The sequence below is a fragment of the Treponema phagedenis genome, assembly GCF_008153345.1.
Taxonomy (GTDB): Bacteria; Spirochaetota; Spirochaetia; order Treponematales; family Treponemataceae; genus Treponema; species Treponema phagedenis.
Genome location: NZ_CP042818.1, coordinates 3,020,235 through 3,038,538 on the forward strand (window position 1 = coordinate 3,020,235; position 18,304 = coordinate 3,038,538).

Sequence of the window (18,304 nt, forward strand, 5' to 3'; positions counted from 1 at the left end):
AATTTACGGTAGTATGGTTTCATACGTGAGGGGAATTAGCTCAGGTGGTAGAGCGATTGGTTCGCAATCAATAGGTCAGGGGTTCGAGTCCCCTATTCTCCACAGTTTCTCTATCTCCTTTATAAAAAAAAGGCTGAACTTTTAAAAGTTCAGCCTTTTTTGTTTTCAGCTTATTTAAGCATTGCTCCAAGCATCCAAACAGCTTTTTCTAGATTTTGGATAATATCCGCAAGAATTGCATCCGTTGTGGAGTCATTGGAATCAGCCGCCATGATGCGTGTTTCCTGTAGCTCTTTTGCAAGATATATAAAATCAGCTTTTACCTTTGAAACAACTTCGGTTTCGGTAAATTTTTTCGCAGTCTCTTCTTGAATCCCTGCGAGTTTTAGGTACTCACCCATAGAAGCAGGCGCAGTTTCTCCAAGCTGCAAAATACGCTCGGCGATGGTATCAAAGGCTTCTGTTACTTCGTCATAATATCCTTCGGTCAACGCATGGATGGTTGAAAACTTCATGCCCTCAACATGCCAATGGTAATTATGTAATTTTACATATAAAACTCCTAAATCGGCTACGTGTTTACTTAATCGTTCAGTAATTTTGTTCATTTATTCCTCCAAAATAAAATAAGTTGTATATTAGGTTATATGTATAATATACTAAAGAAAAAGGGAATCGGCAAATTTAATTTTTCAAACTGGCATTTATAAAAAACTTACGGTGCATTATTTTTTATCAAAAAGAATATATTGAGAAAATTTACTACGCGTGCGAAATTTATATCGATTTACAGTGGAAAGTTGTCTTTAATCTGTGATAATTTTACCCCGATAAGTTTTCAATAAATATTTATATCTTCAGATAACTAAACTCTTCATAAAGGGCCATGCGGCGTATAAACAAAACAGCAATAGCAAGCTATAAGAAATCAATCCCAAGATCGAGGTAATATGATTTACAATTTTTTCATTTGCTTGTAATTTATAAAAAAAACCCGCTCTTCCCGCCCAGGCAAGATACGCCGCCGCCATAATCGGTAAACTCATTCCTAAAGAAATACACAGTACCGCAACCAAACCGAGTCCGACCGCATCAAGGCTTACAACAAGGATCATTACCAACAATGCGGCGGGGCAGGGAAAAAGCCCGCTTAGCAAAAGCGTCGCCCATTGGATATTGGAAATTCTGTCGTACTGCCCTTTAAACAATGCCTTCTTTTTTCCGGCTTCCGTTAGCAGCGCCCGCTTATCATCTTCTGCAGGTTTATTATCATGTGCATGGTCGCACTCTTTTACGTTTGAGTGTGCGTGAGTTTTTCCGCATTCGCCTGCATGCGCATGAGAGTCGCAATCATCAGAATGGGTGTGTTCATGGCACCCGCAAGAAGTTTCGTTACACCCGAAGCCGAAAATACGATGCGGAAAAATACGCGGAAACATATGTGAAAGAATATGCAAAATTGAAAAAACAGCTAATACGATAAGCAAAATATAGGTAATGCCTTCCATATAGATTGCGGCGGTATTGCTTTGCGCCGAAACAGCCCCCGAAACTCCTCTGAAAATATATAAAAGCACAATAGAAACAATGCTATGTAAAAGAACCAGCACGGAAGAAGTAAGAAAAGGCTCCCATATCGGCGCGGTCCTCCCGAGATAAAAAGAAAAAACCACTGTTTTCCGATGCCCCGGACCGAGCGCGTGGATAAAGCCGTATAAAAACGAAATTGCAAGCACGGCAAACAGCGCTTGCATTGAATTGGTTTTACTCCATTCCAAAATATGATCGCCCAGCAAGCCCTGCAGCCGCTCCTGCATAACCGCAATTCCATCCGACGGCTTTCCCGCCTGCACAGGCGCCGGAGAATTATCCGTGCCGAAAAAAGGATTTGCCGAAGAAACCCCGATGCTAAAAAAAACAATCACTAAAAATCCGATACAACGCTTCATGTATAATTCCTATAATGTTTTGCAAATTATTTGCATATAACACTAAATCAGAGATAAAATCAAGAGCATGAGGCACATAAAGCACTAAAATACCGGGTGTAAGTTTCCTGAATTGTCAAGTTACACTAGTGTAGTGTTTTTTTAATAAGTCGATTATATTTTTTTAATACATCTTACCAAAAACGTAAAAAATTTTATAAAAAAGAGTTCGACACGGCGCAACGGCGAGCAATTTACCATAGGGATGCTTAAATCCGCAGTCCCTCATTGTTAGTGCTCCAATTTGTATAACAGGAAGTTAATTACAAAATGCTACATTAGATATAAAGCACAATACAATTCCATATAAAAGGCAAGCAAATTTTACCGCTATCTTAAATTCTAAAAAAAAGATTCATAAATAAGCAGTTTCTTGCAAGCATATAAATGCTTTCATGTGTTTTATTAACGCATCGGTTTTTATACTTTTTATGCAATCGCGGATTAATTATAATAGCAACCGTCAATCGATAAAATAAGATACTTTAAGAAGAAAGCCATAGCATACCCCTTCGTGCAAAGTTGCACGCCTGTTGCAGAAAAAGGCAAAAAAAGTTAATCTCTTGTCGTTGATGTATCGATAAACAAAGAAAGATATCTGAGAATAAAAATATGTAAACCGACAGTCCCGTGTCGAGCTCGGGTTTTGTAAAATCGCTGAACTTTCACAGTGCGAATTATACAAAATTAAAGGGATTTAAAAGGAGCTATATAATGCAATTATCTTTTTGGGCAATGAGTTTTTTATGTTTTTTTGTGTTTCTTGCGGGTTTTGTTGACTCGGCGGCAGGCGGCGGCGGATTAATTTCGCTTCCCGCTTTCTTTTTTGTCGGAGTTCCTACGCATCATGCCATCGGCTGTAATAAATTTTCCGCAGCCTGCGGAACAACTTTTTCTGCCTTCCGGTTTTTTACACACAAGGCTTTGGACTGGAAAGTAGCCGGAATATCCGCGATTTTCTCTTTCTTCACCTCATTTCTCGGAACAAAGTTGGCATTAAAAATTGATCCGATTACACTTAAAACCGTTTTTATCATCGTCCTGCCGATAGTCGCCGTTTTTCTTTTGCTTAAGCGCAATTTCGGCAGCGAAAATAAATCCTTTGAAATTCCGCAAAAAAAAGCATTTATACTTGCAGGGGGTATCGGTTCGGTAATCGGTTTTTACGACGGACTTATCGGTCCCGGAACGGGCACTTTTGCAATCATCGCGTATTCAATGTGGATGAAATACGATTTAAAAAACGCTTCCGGAAATGCAAAAATACTTAATCTTGCATCAAACTATGCGTCTGTGATTGCCGTTATATTAAGTAATAAGGTAATTTATTCTATTGCCCTGCCGGTAGCGGTTTGCAATATTATCGGAAATTATTTGGGATCCGGTTTTGCCCTTAAAAAAGGCGCAGCCTTTATTCGCCCGCTGATGATTATCGTTATTCTTTTGCTCTTCGGCAAAATCTTTTTTGATGTATTCGGCAGTATGATTTTTTAATCTTTTATAATGAGAATTAACCATCTTGCAAAAATTCTTTTTGCAGCCAATCAATTGCTTCATCAAGCATTTGAATACTGATATAATGATCCATTCTTTCAATGCTCATTAGTTTTATTTTCGATGTATCAGCATATTTCGGCTGCAGTGTATCGTAAAACTGTTTTTGCACTTTATACGAAACAAAACTGTCACTCATCCCGTGTAAAAGAAATAATGGACGATTAATAATTTTTTCGATATTATTTGCCGGATCCGCTTGCCGTGCCGCTGCATCAAATACGATATGCACTCCCCGATCTTTGTACTTTTCTTCGGTTTCCCGCACAGCGCCTTGCCAGTTACACGCTCCGTTAAATACAAGGGCGGTTTTTACCGTATGATTATGCGTAAAAATTCCCGCAGTTGTGTATCCGCCCATTGAATGCCCGGCAACCGCAATTCTGTTTTTATCCGCCTTACAATTATCAATCAAATATTTTTGCAGTATGGGAAATTCCGCAAGGTTTTGCATAATGGTCGGCAAAAAGAAATTATTCAGCGTTTCGTCATAGTTTTTAAACCGATCCCGTTCACCATGATGCATTGCATCCGCTACAAGTATCTGATATCCTAAATTTGCAAAAACATATCCGAGAATTCTCTGTTTATTTTTTTCCGAAGACCATCCGTGATAATAAATAATTGAAGGAAACGGTTGAGCAAAACCGCTTGTTTCAGAAGGATAAAATCTTAGACAGGGAATTCCGTTAATAACAATTTTTTCTTCTATTATATTTTGATTAGTATAAATACTCATATCTTAATTTATTCCTTTTTCAGCCACCCCGTCAAGCGATAAGACAGGGTTTAGCATGAACAAAGGGCGGCTGCCCCTTGAACTCCGCTTTTAGGCGAAGTAAAGAGAAAATAGCAAAACTTCGCCCGTGCCACGTACTACTTCGTTGAAGATCTTGTGAGATTTTTTCGCTTATGCTTCGCATTAAGGGGCGTGCTGCCACTTAGACCCTTGGAAATTCCAAACGATGTTTGAAAACTACCGCTATTATAAAATAAGAGTTTTCAAACTCGTAGGCGAAGTGAAAGTATATTACTAAGGCTTTGCCCTTGCCTGTGGAAATGTCAATATCAGTTCAGTATTTTTATCCCCTAAATGTATGTTCAAGCCACTCCATTCTTTTTCTTTGTGACTTTCAGCCGATACAGTGTCGGCGGTAAACCATCCTCATTGACCGTACTGATTCTTTTCCGGTTGTAATAGACCATGGTGTATTGCCATACAAGCGTTTTCACTTGTTCCCGCATCATCTTTGTTGTATCGATTCTATATAAAAGTTCTTTCTTTAGTGTTGCAAAAAAACTTTCCATGCGCGCATTGTCATAACATTTTCCAACATCACTCATGCTTTGGATAGCTCTGAATTTTCTAAGCGTTTGTTTATACGCTATGCTTGTAAATTGGCCTCCGGCATCACTGTGAACTATGACTCCGGCTCCAAGCTGCCTCATTTCAAACGCTTCTGTTTGGAACCACCGCCATCCTCCGTGGCAGGTCTGAGTTTGACAACGGTTGGCAAACTTACCATAGGGCGAAGTTTTGAAAATTTACTGTTACTTCGCCAACGAGTTTTAAAGCTTCAATTTTACACTTTTGTGTTGATGCTTTAAAACGTCGTTTGGAATTTCGCAGGGGCGAAGTTTTGTGTAACAACCGATACCTTGTTGTCTTGCTCAAAACTAAAAAATATCTTGCAGGAAAATCCGGCGCTAAAAGATAGAACACTGCCGGAAGGGGCGCTCCTTTCTTATAAAGGCAGAAAATACGGATGGCTTACACTGAAAAACAGCAGTATATATCTTTCCGGAAATCTAATGCAAAATTTAAAAATAAAAACCGGTGATAAGCTTCTCGCTATCAGAAGCAGTAATATTGCTTTTACGATGGGAGTGCGGGGAACATTGATTGATAAATCAAATAGCTATATAGGCGAAATAAAAATATATTAAATTCCCCCCTACTTAAAAAACGCAACCAAGATAATCGGAATAAATACTGCCGGTACAAAGTTCATAATTTTCAGTTTAATGTTATTCCATACCAATCGTATTGTTCCATCCAAAAGTTTCCGTACCGTAATTGCTGTTTTCGGTCTTGGATGTTTTTTATTTGCTTTTGTTATTTGGAAAAATCTATTTTCATATCGAATAATATACTCATTGCTCACAACGCGTCGTTCTTCAAAGCAAAAACGAGTATCGAATGTCGCTGCACGCCGGTGCATGAGCATCCTTAAAAAAAGCAAGTGGTACTGAAAATTTTTTATTAATGCGCGGCAAAGATGTTGTTTCTAAAAATGGGTTTGCTTGTTCAATGGTACTTATATTGGTAAGACGTAGTTCTTTCACAAAGCGATCTTGATATGCATCGTGATTTCTTTCCTCTCGCCTTTTGCTTGCGGTGAGTGTGCCACGATAACTTCAATGCCCAATTTTTCGCAAACAACTTGGAAATGGCTTTTAGGGGTTATACCTTTAAGCATTTCTTCAACGGTAAGCTTTCTGATAAGTACAAAAGTATTTTTTTATCACAATAAACGGCTTGTGGTATGTCGGATAAATTATCGCGTTTTTTTAATCTTGTATCCGATAATAACCTGTGCTATTATTCTAAGTATAAGGGACAATATATCGAATACGTATTGCTCTTGTTCTCGAATACAACTTTTGGGCTTTTGCAGTGTCTCTCCGTGTAAACAGTGCATCGCTGTTCGGTAGTCACGAGGTATCGCGCTATGTGCCTTTGATTATGGAAATGGGCTTGTACCTCCAAGTATTACGTATGAAAAAACAAGCGTATAGGGAGAGTCAAATGACAATCAGAACGGGCATGAATACCGGTGGTTCCATGCAGAAATGAGTTTGCAAACTACCGTTGCGATACCTGAAAAAAATTTTAGGAGGTTCACGATGAAAAGCTGCTTTTGGAAACGGGCAACAATGCTTACCGTTCTCATGGTGCCGATATTTTTTGCCGGTTGCCCGATAATACCAGTGTGCAACGAGAATACATGTCTTGAAAAGTCCGAAATAATCGTAACAGAAATATCCGTTTTTGAGATCAAACTGTCAATAAAAACATCGGACGGCAGTTCGCGAAAAGTGTTTATTAACGGTATTGAAAAGGAGGAAATACCGGGAAATGACCAAAATCCGGTAGTGTACGGGGCTCCTTTCTGTGCGGAGTTGATTATTAAAGATCCGGATAATAAAATACAAGCATTGACTTGTTCTTACACAAACTTGATTAGACTGGATGCAAGCGTTATGGTAAAGTTACAAAAGCTGGATTGTAGCGGCAGGCAACTTACAACTCTGAAACTAAACGGTTGTACTGCCTTGAAAGAACTGACTTGTTCCGGGAATCCAGCTCTCGAATCGTCTCTGCCTCAGATATTGGCTGCGGTGCCGAATTTACAAACGCTGCATTGCTATCGGAACAAATTAACGTCTCTCGATATAAGTATGCTGCCTGCCCTGCAAAAACTGGACTGCTCGGGCAATCAATTGACGCTTGCGGCATTTAAACAACTCTTTAATAATTTGCCTGACCGAACGGGAAAACCTTCAGGTATCGCAGTGTTGTATGATGACTACTATGACAACAATGATAAAACCTGCACGAGTCTGCCGGAATTCACGGCTACAAAAAATAAAAACTGGATCTTTTATAAAAATTATAGTTTGAATGATGAGAACAAACTATAATCCTCCAAAAGGCTCGTAACTCATGGAAATCTGCTGCCGTCCGTGTCAGCGCTGATTTATGCACGTGTAGCTAGTATAACGTTTTTTTAATAACTCGATTATATTTTTTTGATACATCTTACAAAAACCATAAAAAGTTTTATAAAAAGAGTTCGACACGGCGTAACGGTGAGCAATTTACCATAGGAATGCTGAATCTGCAAGCTATTATTGCCAATGCTCCGATTACTAACAGCAACTTAATTACAAAACGTTATACTAGGTTTAGTAAACTGTAAGTCTCCGAATATGCAGCGCTTTTGTGTATACCCATTGCTAAAAATAAACCGAAAACTTACAGCCTCTGTAAAAAAACTCAAGGCCGGCTTTTTAAGATACCCATGAGTTTTTTTACAAGTTTTTTGATAGTGATAACTTAAAAAAACATCGTAAAAGGATTCCAGGGGAACCGCTAAAAATTGCTGTTATGAGGTTCACAATATTTATTTTTAGCAGTATGATAATGCATGATAAAATCTATGGTAGATCGTATCGTTATAAACGATATTGCAAAAAAATATTGAAGGAAAGGGAAAAACTCATGAAAAAGATTATTACTATTAGCCGTGAATTCGGAAGCGGCGGGCGTGAATTAGCGCGACGGTTGTCGGAAGAACTTACTATTGCCTACTATGATCGAGAAATTATAACGGAAATTGCAAAACAAACGGAACTATCGGAGAGTTATGTTCAGCAAATTGTAGAAACCGACTCGGTTATTTCTTTTCCTATTCATGTCGCCAGAAGCTTTTATGTATTGCCCGATCCCCTCGAAGAACAAAACCGCGAAATTTTTGCGGCACAGCATCGTATTATTAAAGAGATGGCGGAAAAATCTGATTGCGTTATTGTAGGCAGATGCTCGGATTTTATTCTTAAGGAGTATCGGCCTTTCCGTATATTTGTATATGCTGATATGGAATCAAAAATTCAGCGCTGCAAAGAAAGAACTTCCGAAACAGACCTGTCAGACTCTGCTTTGAAAAAAGAAATTTTAAAAATCGATAAGAACCGTGCATGGTATTATAAATTTTATACGCGCCAAATCTGGGGGGATCGTCTTAATTACGATCTCTGTATAAATACCGGCGGAAAGGATATTAAAAAGATAGCAGTATCAATTTCAAAGTTTTTGTAAGGCTGTCATGTCGTTAAAAGTATTTTTAAACGTATGTAAATTTCATTCCGCATAAATTACTTTTTCAAAACTCTGCGGAATGTATTTTAGTTTTATTCTTACGTATTTTTTATGCTCGATTTTAGTTTGACTCACAAGCCGTCCCGGTAAATTTAAAAAACCTGCTTAGCAGGAGCTAAGCAGGTTTTTTAATAGTTTAGAAGCGGGCTTTTTTGCCCAGGAACTTTACTCCGATATCAGGGAAGTCGGTAAAGACACCGGTTATTTTTGCTTTTTTAAACAATATTTTTAATAACTCGTTTACATCTTTCATGTAATCGGGAACATCTTCTTTACGTATAGTGTAAACATGACACTCCAACTTTGCGTCTCTGATATCATCAACAAGAGGAGAAAGCTTTACTGCGTCTGCACTTGAATGTACATCATCAATAAGCATATAAATCCACGGTCCGACTCCGTCCGCATATTTTTTTATTTCTTGCATTGCGCCTGCCCTGAACATCCAATCATAATCGTAATTTACCCAATTGCCGGCAGAATCCTTTTCTTGTGTTTTCTCCCATTCGGTAAGACTTAAAAGAAGAATTAATTTTAAATCCATTCCGAACTGAGGCAAAAGTTCTGTTTTAATTCTCTTTAACTCATTATAATCGAATGTTTGTAAATAAACAGGATCTGTTTCTTTTGTATAGCCGTATTTTTTTAACGCAGTCAAAGCCGCAACGGAAATATCCTTTCCCTCTTTATGATGGAACCACGGAGCCTTTAATTCGGGATAAATACCTATTTTTTTCCCTGTTGATTTTTCCAGCCCTTGAATAAATTCAATCTCTTCTTCAAAAGTGTGCAATTTAAATGTAGAATTCCAAAGCGGAAAGCGATCCGAATATACAGCCTTTTGTACTCCATCTTTTTCTTGAAACACCTCTGTGACATTCAGTTGACGTAATTCATCAAGCGTAAAATCAATCACATAGTAACGTCCATCGGCTCGAGCTCTGGTTGGAAATTTTTTTGCAACATCGGTAAGGTTATCCAAATAATGGTCATGAATAACGATGAGTTGGTTATCCTTTGACATAGCCAAGTCCTGCCCAAGATAATCCGCTCCTTGCGCAAATGCAAGAGTTTTTGATTCCAGTGTATGCTCCGGAAGATAGCCGGAAGCACCGCGATGAGCTATGACAATTTTTTCTTTTCCGCCGCCGGCAAACATGGCTGCGGTTGCCGCCAAAAATGCCATAACAATAACAAACCTCTTGTACATATTTTGTACCTCCTAATTGTAGGAATAAATTTAATAAGCTTAATCTATAAGCCATTAAACCCCAAAGATTATTTTTTAGTCTTTATTAAATCTTTAGCTGCAGATACTATTGAAGTTTTATCCAATCCGTATGCGGCCAACAACTCTTCTTTTGAACCTGATTGTCCAAACAAGTCCTTGATCGCCATGATTTTTAAGGGAGCGGGATTCTTTTGAGCAAGAATTTCCGCAATGCAACTGCCCAAACCTCCATACATGGAATGATCTTCCAAGCTCAGTACACAGCCTGTTTTTTGCACCGACTGAATGAGTGTTTTTTCATCAAACGGTTTGATAGAAGAACAGTCAATAACCTCGGCAGTTACACCTTCTTTACGTAATTCTTCCGCTGCCAACAAAGCATGATATACCATAATTCCGGTGCCGGCAAGGGTGATATCTTTTCCTTCCCGCAAGACATAGGATTTGCCAATCTCAAATTTAAAACTATCGTCATACAGTTTCGGCATTTCAGCTCTGCCGATTCGCACGTAAAATGCTCCGTCCGTTGCAACAGCAGTTTTCACCGCTCCCTTTGTACTCATTTCATCAGAGGGGGCAAGTATTTTCATATTTGGGATAGCGCGCATAAGGGCAATGTCTTCCATGCATTGATGAATAGCCCCATCCGCACCGACCGATAAGCCCTGATGCGTAGCCATAATTTTTACATTATAAGAATCAAATGCAATACTTTGCCGCACCTGATCAAAAGCTCTTCCCGCAGCAAACACCGAGAAGGTAGAGGCAATGACAATAAAGTTTTCGGATGCGAGCCCCGCTGCAAACGACATCATATTTTGTTCACAAATTCCGACATTCAAAAATCTGTCGGGAAAAGTTTCGGCAAATTGTTTTGTCTTTACCGCAGTCGCAAGGTCTGCGCAAAGAACAAAAAGATTCGGATATAAATCGTGTAATTCAATGAGTGCTTCGCCGAAAGCATCTCGAGGAGCTTTTAATGTGGTCATAGTTGTCCTCCCAACACCGGTGTGTAATGCAGTTCGCTGCATGCAAGGTCAAATTCTTCGTTTGTCATTTTAGCGGCATGCCATTTGACATTATTTTCCATAAACGAAACTCCTTTCCCTTTTATTGTATCTGCAATGATCACTCGTACTCCCTGCGTTTGAGGTTTTTCCAAGAGTTCCGCCAAGGCTGATACATCATGTCCGTCAACCGCAAAGGTTTCCAAACCGAATTCCCGTATCTGCGCTTGAAAGTTTTTATCGGAGTTCAGAATATCTTCGATGGTATTATCAAGCTGCAATTTATTATTATCAATTATTACAGTCAAGTTATTCAGTTTTAGTTTTGCCGCCAACAGCAACGCTTCCCAGTTTTGCCCTTCCTGCATTTCACCGTCTCCGGCTAAAACAAAAACACGTGCCTTTAAGTTTTGCTTATTGAGCGCAAAAGCCTTTCCCAAGGCAAAAGAAATTCCCTGCCCGAGGGAGCCTGAGCTCATCTCAATACCGGGAATTGTTTTTATCGGATGTCCTTGCAATAATGCCGAAAACTTTTTGATAGAGCAAAGTTCTTTGAGCGGATAAAATCCTTTGTCCGCAAGAATGGCATACAACGCAAGCGCCCCATGCCCCTTGCTTAAAATGAACCTATCCCGATTTTCGTCTTGAGGGTTTTGCGGAAACACCTGCATAACCTCATAATACAGAGCGGTCAATATTTCCACCGTAGAAAGCGAACCGCCGACATGCGCTGCTCCGGTATGGAATGCAGCTTCCAACGTTAAGCCCCTTATTTTATGGGCTATCTCATGTAAATTCTTATTTTGCATACGCCTATCCATAGTAGTTTAAGTGATAACTAAGACTTCTTGCGAGATCAAAAAACAGTTAATACGGAGTCTTATAATTTTATTTGAAGATACGGTTCTTAAATTTTAGATTCCGATTCTAAATAGTAGAATCGGAATCTTATTTGCATTTAGGGATCTCTAAAAACGAACTGAGATTCCCTGCCGCTCATTCCTTATCTGAAAAGCCTATCTGAAAAGTTTGATAATACCGCCAAGCAGAATTCCTACGGTACAGAAGTCAGTATCGCTGAAAGTGGCTCCGGCAAAACCTAAGCTGCCAAGCAGGGGCATCAACAAAATCGGAAGGAAGGTGATAAGTAACCCATGCGCAAAGGAGCCGATAACACAACCTCTGCGCCCTCCGGTTGCATTCGCAAAAACGCCTGCGGAAGCCCCACAAAAAAAGTGAGGCACAACACCCGGAATAATAACCGGCAATTTAAAAGCGATACATACAAACATTCCGATAATGCCGCCGATAAAACTTGACATAAACCCAATCAATACCGCATTCGGTGCATAAGGAAATACAACAGGGCAATCAAGCGCAGGTTTTGCATTCGGAACCAGTTTTTTAGAAATACCGGTAAAGGCAGGAACTATTTCTCCAAGCACAAGGCGCACACCGGAAAGTACGATAAACACACCACCCGCAAAAGTGATTGCCTGTAATATTGCAAACACAATAAAGTTTTGTCCTCCGCTCAATTTTTCCTGAATATACGTAGGCCCTGCAAAAATTGCCGAAAAGATAAAGATTACTCCCATCGTAACGGAAATGGCAACAGAAGTATCTCTAAAGAATACCAGCCATTTCGGGAACTGTATTTCTTCAGTGGACTTTGAATTTTTCCCGACAAGCTTCCCGATATATGCGGCAAACATATACCCGAATGTTCCGAAATGCCCGAAAGCGATCTCATCGGAGCCGGTTATCTTTTTCATAACCGGCTGTGCCCATGCCGGCATAAGCGCCATAGTAAAGCCCAACATTACAGAACCTATCACCACCAAAGGCCAGCCGGACAATCCGCCGACCGATAAAATAACCGAAATCAAAATCGCCATATAAATGGTATGATGTCCGGTTAAAAAGATATATTTAAGCGGTGTAAAACGGGCAATTAAAATATTTGCAAACATACCGAAAAACATTATCAACGCCATTTCCGAGCCGAGTGTGTTTTGTGCAATTGCAACGATGGCTTCATTGTTCGGCACAACACCGTGAATATTAAATCCGTATTGGAACATGTCGGAAAAATGCCCCAGCGAACCGACAATAACTCCCGCTCCTGCGCCAAGCACTAAAAAGCCCAAAATACTTTTGATAAAACCTTTAATACACTCGGACGCATCTTTTTTTTGAATAAGCAATCCGACAAGCGCAACCAAACCGACAAGCACAGCCGGAACACTTAATACATCATTCATTAAAAATCTAAAAAAATTCATAATACACCTCTTCGCTTTTTATTTTATGCACGTAGAATACTTCTACCTACACAAGACCTGTTTTTTCCTATAATTTTATAAGAGTTAAATAACGTTCATCTCTTTTAATTTTTTTAACAATTCCGTTTTAATATAGTCCTTGTCAATCATATTAGACAAAGAAAGAATTTCGCCCGGAAAATCCGTAAACTGGTTTGTAATATCCCGCGTACCGATATATAAATCGGCTTGCATTCCCTTTGCGGAACTTAAATCGGTGTGATCAACTTCTATTCCGGAAATGCCCTCAGCTTCAAGAATGTTTTTAACATTCATTTCCATCATAAAACTGCTCCCTAAACCGCTTCCGCACACAATAAGAATTTTCATACGTACCTCCAAATTTGTGATGTTTAGTATTACCGAATTTTATTTCGGCTCATTATTACTGTAATATGCTTTTCCGTTTAAAACAAGTATTTATTTTCTCCGTAAGAAAAAAAAGCAAAATCACAAGGCTACAGAATCGGGCAGGTATGAAAAAAGAGACCGGCAACCGGATAATTATCACAGAGGACGTTAGCTTCCATGCCATAAGCCATTGTACGGGACTCTTAAAATCTGATAAAAATTGAGTGTAAATTAAGAATGTGAAAGTATACAAAAAATAAAAATTATTACGGGGAAAGGCTGCCGACTACTACAGCTGAATTTGAAAACTCCGAGTACGCTGTGATAGTTTTCAAACTCAATTCTGTGTGGAACCACGGGCGTCCGTGGCGGTTCTGAGCTTGACAACGGTGAGTAAACTTACCATAGGGCAAAGCGTTAATAATTTGCCTCCGCTTTGCCAACGAGTTTAAAAGCTTCAATTTTACAAAACAGTGTTGATGCTTTTAAACATCGTTCGGAATTTTGCGAGTTGCCTGTTGATATTCCGGTTAGTATAATGGGAGCTAATTACAGAACGGTACGGTAGTGATTCAATAAGAAAAATTATCCAACGAGAAAATCTATTCATGTCGGAAAATTATTCTTTTTATCAACCGGTTTTTTGCAAACCGCTTGAAGAATTGCCAATGTTTTAGTTTTCGCGCTTTCTCAATTTAAAACAAACCGCGCCGGTTTTGCAATGCGCGTTCTGTTTGGACGGCAAACTCAAGTAATTCAGTGATGAGTATCGGCAAAAGAATTAAAGGTTTTTTCAGCTTCAGCCAAACCCCTGCGTGATATCTTGTTCTTGCAGTCCATGCCGACGAAATTTGATTCCAACAAAAAAACACTTGCGGAATAAAATTGAGCGTTAAAGCAAAAATCAGTACAAAACCGATTTTGTTTTTTTTCTTTTTTGCAAAAATATTTTCGATTGATTGCAGCAGTTCAAAAATCTCACTCCGCGATGTCGTGCTGTAAAACACCGAAGCGGCAAACAAAATGCAGAGAATGTTTTTTGTAATCAACAAAGCTTCAATGCCGTGAGCATAAAAAGCGTTGAGGCTTACTGGCTGTCCGATAATTTTAAAAATAAAAATAAATAAAAAATAATAACCACTGAGTTGCGTGTTTTTTTTAATCATCGCAAAGGGAAGTTTTGCCGCTATGCTTATCAGCACAAGAATCGGAAGCAGTACAAAAAAAATCATCGTATTGTTTTGCGTTATTAACAGCGAAAACACAATAAGAAAAATACATTTAATCGATGCCGGCAATTTGTGAATACAGGTATTTTTATTTTGATACTGAAACAAAACTATATTGCGCATATCATTTCCATAGTAAGTCTTCAAAAGCCGGAGTCCCCTGAAGCGGATTCCTTAGCCCCGCTTTTTCAAAATCCAATTTTGAAAAAGCATTTTGCGGCGTATCATCAAAAATAATTTTCCCGTTTGCCAAAACCAAAAACCGATTTGAGGCGGCAAGAATCTTTTCTGTTTCGTGCGTAATAATAATAAGCGTTTTCCCTTCCGCTTTCAGCTGCAAAATTAACTGCACCGTTTGACAAACGCCCTTATAATCAAGATTGGCAAACGGTTCATCAAAAATAATTAAATCGCAGTGCAGCACTAAAATAGAAGCAACCGCAAGCTTCCGTTTTTCTCCGCCCGACAAACTGCGCGCGGGCAAATCCTTTTTTTCAAACAGTTCGACCGATTGCAGCGTCTGCTCAACCATTTGTTTTATCTGCGCTTTTGAAAACCCGCAATTAAGCAACCCGAACGCGCAATCATCAAAAACAGTGTCGCCGAGTATTTGCGCATCTGCCGATTGAAAAACTAAACCGATTTTAGTATCCGCATTTTTTTTGACCGTTCCCGAAAACTCCGTTTCCAAACCGGAAAGAATGGTCATTAACACCGTCTTGCCCGCCCCGTTTGCTCCGGCCAAAACAATACAATCATTTTCAAAAACATCAAAAGAAATATCGTCAAGGATAACCCGCGAATCAAACGTTTTGCGGATATCCTTAAGAGAAAGCAAAGCCTCCTTCATGTTATTTAAGATAGCGTTTTACTACGGGCGCAAGCGCGAACGAAATCGGTACAATAATAGCCGCTTTTATAAGGCCGGGAATAATAAAAGGAACAAAACCTTTTAAGAATGCATCTGCCCATGTTAAACCTAAAGCAACTTTTAACCATGGAACGCCCGGAACATACACCGTCAAAAATCCGCAGACAGCGGCGAGGGAAAGTAGAATTGAGCTAATCAAAATCGGACAATCTTTTTTCATAACAATTATACTTATCAGTCCCGCAACTACGGCGCCTAAAAAATAACCGATCAAAAATCCGCCGGTAGGCCCCGCTAAAACAGCAATGCCGCCGCTGCCTCCCGCAAATACCGGCAGCCCCAAAGCTCCCGCAAAAAGAAAAAGCAAAACAGCTAACCCGCCGTACACAGGCCCGAGCAGCATACCCGAAAGTATTGCCAAGGCGTTTTGTAACACAATCGGAACCGGCCCGACCGGAATAGTTATTACCCAGCCCGCACACACAACTGCCGCAAAAATTGCCGAAAAAATTAAATTTCGAGTTTTATTCATATTTTTCTCCGAATAAAATAGTAAAATATTTTAGTTCATATATAAACCAATGTGGACATAGTATATCATAACCAAAAACAAAATACAAGAGAAAATACGGCTTACATAAAAATAAAAAATGCGCATCCTTACTTCAACCATCATTTTCATTTTTTAAAAGAGCCTGACACGGCGCAAGGGCGACGCTTTGCCTTTTTTCCTTTCGCTTCGCCTACGAGTTTAAAAGCTTCAATTCTACAAAATAGTGTTGATGCTTTGGCAAGGGCAAGCAAACTTACCATAGGAATGCTTATAGTAAGGGGTTGTTGCCCCTTAGCCCCCGGATGGCAGTTGCTGCTGGCGCAGGGCGTTTTTCGCTTATGCGTTGCATTAAGGGGCGGTTGCCCCTTAGACCCCGGATTGTAGGTGCTGCTGGCGCAGGGCTGGTTGCGCGTATGCTTCGCATTAAGGGGACTTTGCGTCCCCTTAACCCCTGCACCAGAGGGGAGAGAAGACACTTGTTCAGAGCAAGTTTCCTCTCTCCCCTCTGGGACTCCCCTCTCTCCTTCAACACTGCTTAGGGCGCTGCCCTAAGAACCCGTCTTGGTAGCTAATGTAAAACGATGTTTAAAAGCATCAACATAAAATTATAAAATTGAAGCTTTTAAACTCGCAGGCGAAGCGAAAGACAAGTATCAAAGCTTCGCCCGTGTCCGCCGTCGAGTAAATAGGTTTTCAGTTGTGGTGGGCACGCAATAGTGGATGTGTATTTGGAAGTTTTCAGTGGCTGCTGGCGCAGGGCTTTTTTGGCTTATGCGTTGCATACGGGGCGGCTGCCCCTGTACCCCGCTTTGGTGTGCTGCGAACCACTTTGTTGGAGGTCTTGTGAGAGATTTATTGGCTTATGCTTCGCCGCGATTCTGTCCCGTAACCCCTGCACCGGAGGGATGTAAATTTCAGAACGGGCACGGACGCCCGTGGTTCCAAACAGACGGTTTAGTTTTTGACAAGGACGTCAAAAACTAAACCGGAGCTTTTTTAAACATTGAATTTAAAGAACATGATATCGCCGTCTTGGACAATGTATTCTTTTCCTTCAAGGCGGTATTTACCGGCTTCTTTGATTTTGGCTTCGCTGCCGTATGTTAGAAAGTCGTCGAAGCTGTATACTTCGGCTTTGATAAAGCCGCGTTCAAAGTCGGTGTGGATAACGCCGGCGGCTTTGGGGGCGGGGTCGCCCGAGCGGATTGTCCATGCGCGGCATTCGTCTTCGCCGGCGGTGAAGAAGGTGCGCAGGCCGATTAAATGGTAGGCGGCACGGGCAAGGCTTGCAAGGCCGGATTCTTTTAAGCCGATTTCCTCAAGGAAGGCTGCGCGCTCTTCTTCGCTTTCGATGTCGGAAAGTTCTGCTTCAAACTTGCCGCAAATTACCACCGTGTCGGCTCCTTCGGCGGCGGCAATGCGTTTGACCGTTTCGATATAGGCATTCCCGTTTTGCACACCGTCCTCATCGACATTGCAGACATAGAGCTGCGGCTTCATTGTTATCAAATGCGTATCGTATATTGCGGCGCGCTCTTCGTCGGTAAGTTGTGCAAGCCGCGCTCCCTTGCCTTCTTGCAAAAGAGGTTTTATTTTTTCAATTGCGCTGAAGGCAATCGCCGCTTCTTTTTGAGCCTCCTTGCCCATGCGCGTTGCCTTTTCCGCCCGCTCGGCGCGCTTTTCCAAACTTGCCAAATCCGCAAGCGCAAGCTCAATATTGATAGTTTCGATATCGGACTGCGGGTCAATTTTGTTATCAACATGGACAATATCCGGATCGTCAAAACAGCGCACCACGTGGGCAATGACGCCTACCTCGCGGATATGAGACAAAAACTGATTTCCCAAGCCTTCGCCTTTTGAAGCGCCTTTGACTAAGCCGGCAATATCGACAAATTCAACTGTCGCAGGAATAACCTTTTTTGGGTTAAAATGCTCGGCAAGCTTTGTAAGCCGGCTGTCAGACAAACTCACAATCCCGACATTCGGGTTAATCGTACAAAACGGATAATTCGCCGCCTCCGCAGGCGCACGCGTCAGCGCCGAAAAAATAGTAGACTTCCCGACATTCGGCAGTCCCACAATACCGCAATTTATCGCCATATAATTCCTCTGTTCATCTATAAATGCTGCAAGTATACCAAAGTGGGAAGGAGTCTTCAAGGTGTAGTCCCATCATACATAATTTTAGAGAAAGAGCTTGACACAACGGTTTCATTTTGACTTCCTTGTCAAAACCAAACCTGCGAGTTTT

18 protein-coding genes and 1 tRNA gene are annotated in these 18,304 nt (G+C 40.5%); 5 read left to right on the forward strand and 14 right to left on the reverse strand.

Annotated elements, in window-relative coordinates; genetic code table 11:
* The first annotated feature begins 29 nt into the window (after positions 1-29).
* Positions 30-102: transfer RNA gene (locus tag FUT79_RS13225), tRNA-Ala, on the forward strand.
* Positions 103-170: 68 nt separating this feature from the next.
* On the opposite strand, the gene FUT79_RS13230 is transcribed toward FUT79_RS13225, so the two are convergent.
* Both FUT79_RS13230 and FUT79_RS13235 read right to left on the reverse strand, forming a co-directional pair.
* A complete protein-coding gene (locus FUT79_RS13230) occupies positions 171-608 on the reverse strand; it encodes a Dps family protein (RefSeq protein WP_002698206.1) in 438 nt (145 codons plus the stop codon).
* A gap of 249 nt (positions 609-857) precedes the next feature.
* Positions 858-1,949 carry a nickel/cobalt transporter gene (locus FUT79_RS13235; RefSeq protein ID WP_024753040.1) on the reverse strand — a complete coding sequence of 364 codons (1,092 nt, stop codon included), beginning with the start codon at positions 1,947-1,949 and terminating at the stop codon, positions 858-860.
* Positions 1,950-2,702: 753 nt separating this feature from the next.
* Between FUT79_RS13235 and FUT79_RS13240 the strand changes: the two genes are divergently transcribed.
* Positions 2,703-3,482 (forward strand): sulfite exporter TauE/SafE family protein, encoded by a 780-nt coding sequence (locus FUT79_RS13240; RefSeq protein ID WP_002698199.1) that lies wholly within the window; start codon positions 2,703-2,705, stop codon positions 3,480-3,482.
* 16 nt (positions 3,483-3,498) lie between these two features.
* On the opposite strand, the gene FUT79_RS13245 is transcribed toward FUT79_RS13240, so the two are convergent.
* Both FUT79_RS13245 and FUT79_RS13250 read right to left on the reverse strand, forming a co-directional pair.
* Positions 3,499-4,281 (reverse strand): alpha/beta hydrolase family protein, encoded by a 783-nt coding sequence (locus tag FUT79_RS13245; protein ID WP_148889728.1) that lies wholly within the window; start codon positions 4,279-4,281, stop codon positions 3,499-3,501.
* Positions 4,282-4,643: 362 nt separating this feature from the next.
* Positions 4,644-4,991 carry an integrase core domain-containing protein gene (locus tag FUT79_RS13250; protein ID WP_024753038.1) on the reverse strand — a complete coding sequence of 116 codons (348 nt, stop codon included), beginning with the start codon at positions 4,989-4,991 and terminating at the stop codon, positions 4,644-4,646.
* 213 nt (positions 4,992-5,204) lie between these two features.
* Here FUT79_RS13250 and FUT79_RS13255 point away from each other — a divergent pair, with 213 nt between their 5' ends.
* Positions 5,205-5,489, forward strand: a complete 285-nt coding sequence (locus FUT79_RS13255; RefSeq protein ID WP_231577565.1) for a hypothetical protein — start codon at positions 5,205-5,207, stop codon at positions 5,487-5,489.
* An 8-nt stretch (positions 5,490-5,497) separates the two neighbouring features.
* Here FUT79_RS13255 and FUT79_RS13260 read toward each other — a convergent pair whose 3' ends face one another.
* Positions 5,498-5,764 carry a hypothetical protein gene (locus tag FUT79_RS13260; protein ID WP_024753037.1) on the reverse strand — a complete coding sequence of 89 codons (267 nt, stop codon included), beginning with the start codon at positions 5,762-5,764 and terminating at the stop codon, positions 5,498-5,500.
* 685 nt (positions 5,765-6,449) lie between these two features.
* Between FUT79_RS13260 and FUT79_RS13265 the strand changes: the two genes are divergently transcribed.
* Both FUT79_RS13265 and FUT79_RS13270 read left to right on the forward strand, forming a co-directional pair.
* Positions 6,450-7,247, forward strand: a complete 798-nt coding sequence (locus FUT79_RS13265; protein ID WP_024753036.1) for a leucine-rich repeat domain-containing protein — start codon at positions 6,450-6,452, stop codon at positions 7,245-7,247.
* A 580-nt stretch (positions 7,248-7,827) separates the two neighbouring features.
* Positions 7,828-8,424 carry a cytidylate kinase-like family protein gene (locus tag FUT79_RS13270; RefSeq protein WP_024753035.1) on the forward strand — a complete coding sequence of 199 codons (597 nt, stop codon included), beginning with the start codon at positions 7,828-7,830 and terminating at the stop codon, positions 8,422-8,424.
* A gap of 196 nt (positions 8,425-8,620) precedes the next feature.
* Here the strand turns inward: FUT79_RS13270 and glpQ are convergent, their stop codons facing one another.
* From glpQ to ychF, 9 genes are all read right to left on the reverse strand, one after another.
* Entirely contained in the window at positions 8,621-9,694 is a 1,074-nt protein-coding gene (glpQ, locus tag FUT79_RS13275; protein ID WP_024753034.1) for a glycerophosphodiester phosphodiesterase, read from the reverse strand.
* A 68-nt stretch (positions 9,695-9,762) separates the two neighbouring features.
* Positions 9,763-10,704 (reverse strand): transketolase family protein, encoded by a 942-nt coding sequence (locus tag FUT79_RS13280; RefSeq protein WP_024753033.1) that lies wholly within the window; start codon positions 10,702-10,704, stop codon positions 9,763-9,765.
* Positions 10,701-11,531, reverse strand: a complete 831-nt coding sequence (locus tag FUT79_RS13285; RefSeq protein WP_081718782.1) for a transketolase — start codon at positions 11,529-11,531, stop codon at positions 10,701-10,703. The genes FUT79_RS13280 and FUT79_RS13285 overlap by 4 nt, the downstream gene beginning before the upstream one ends.
* Positions 11,532-11,738: 207 nt before the next feature.
* Positions 11,739-13,007: a PTS ascorbate transporter subunit IIC gene (locus FUT79_RS13290; protein ID WP_024753032.1), complete on the reverse strand. Its 1,269-nt coding sequence runs from the start codon at positions 13,005-13,007 to the stop codon at positions 11,739-11,741.
* 84 nt (positions 13,008-13,091) lie between these two features.
* The gene (locus tag FUT79_RS13295; protein WP_024753031.1) at positions 13,092-13,376 is read right to left on the reverse strand and encodes a PTS sugar transporter subunit IIB; all 285 of its coding nucleotides are present in this window, start codon (positions 13,374-13,376) and stop codon (positions 13,092-13,094) included.
* 716 nt (positions 13,377-14,092) lie between these two features.
* Positions 14,093-14,773 carry a CbiQ family ECF transporter T component gene (locus FUT79_RS13300; RefSeq protein ID WP_148879202.1) on the reverse strand — a complete coding sequence of 227 codons (681 nt, stop codon included), beginning with the start codon at positions 14,771-14,773 and terminating at the stop codon, positions 14,093-14,095.
* The gene (locus FUT79_RS13305; protein ID WP_238570006.1) at positions 14,751-15,464 is read right to left on the reverse strand and encodes an energy-coupling factor ABC transporter ATP-binding protein; all 714 of its coding nucleotides are present in this window, start codon (positions 15,462-15,464) and stop codon (positions 14,751-14,753) included. Before FUT79_RS13305 ends, FUT79_RS13300 begins: the two co-directional genes overlap by 23 nt.
* A gap of 13 nt (positions 15,465-15,477) precedes the next feature.
* Positions 15,478-16,029: a biotin transporter BioY gene (locus FUT79_RS13310; protein WP_044634521.1), complete on the reverse strand. Its 552-nt coding sequence runs from the start codon at positions 16,027-16,029 to the stop codon at positions 15,478-15,480.
* Positions 16,030-17,046: 1,017 nt separating this feature from the next.
* Positions 17,047-18,153 carry a redox-regulated ATPase YchF gene (ychF, locus tag FUT79_RS13315; protein ID WP_044634522.1) on the reverse strand — a complete coding sequence of 369 codons (1,107 nt, stop codon included), beginning with the start codon at positions 18,151-18,153 and terminating at the stop codon, positions 17,047-17,049.
* Positions 18,154-18,304 lie beyond the last annotated feature (151 nt).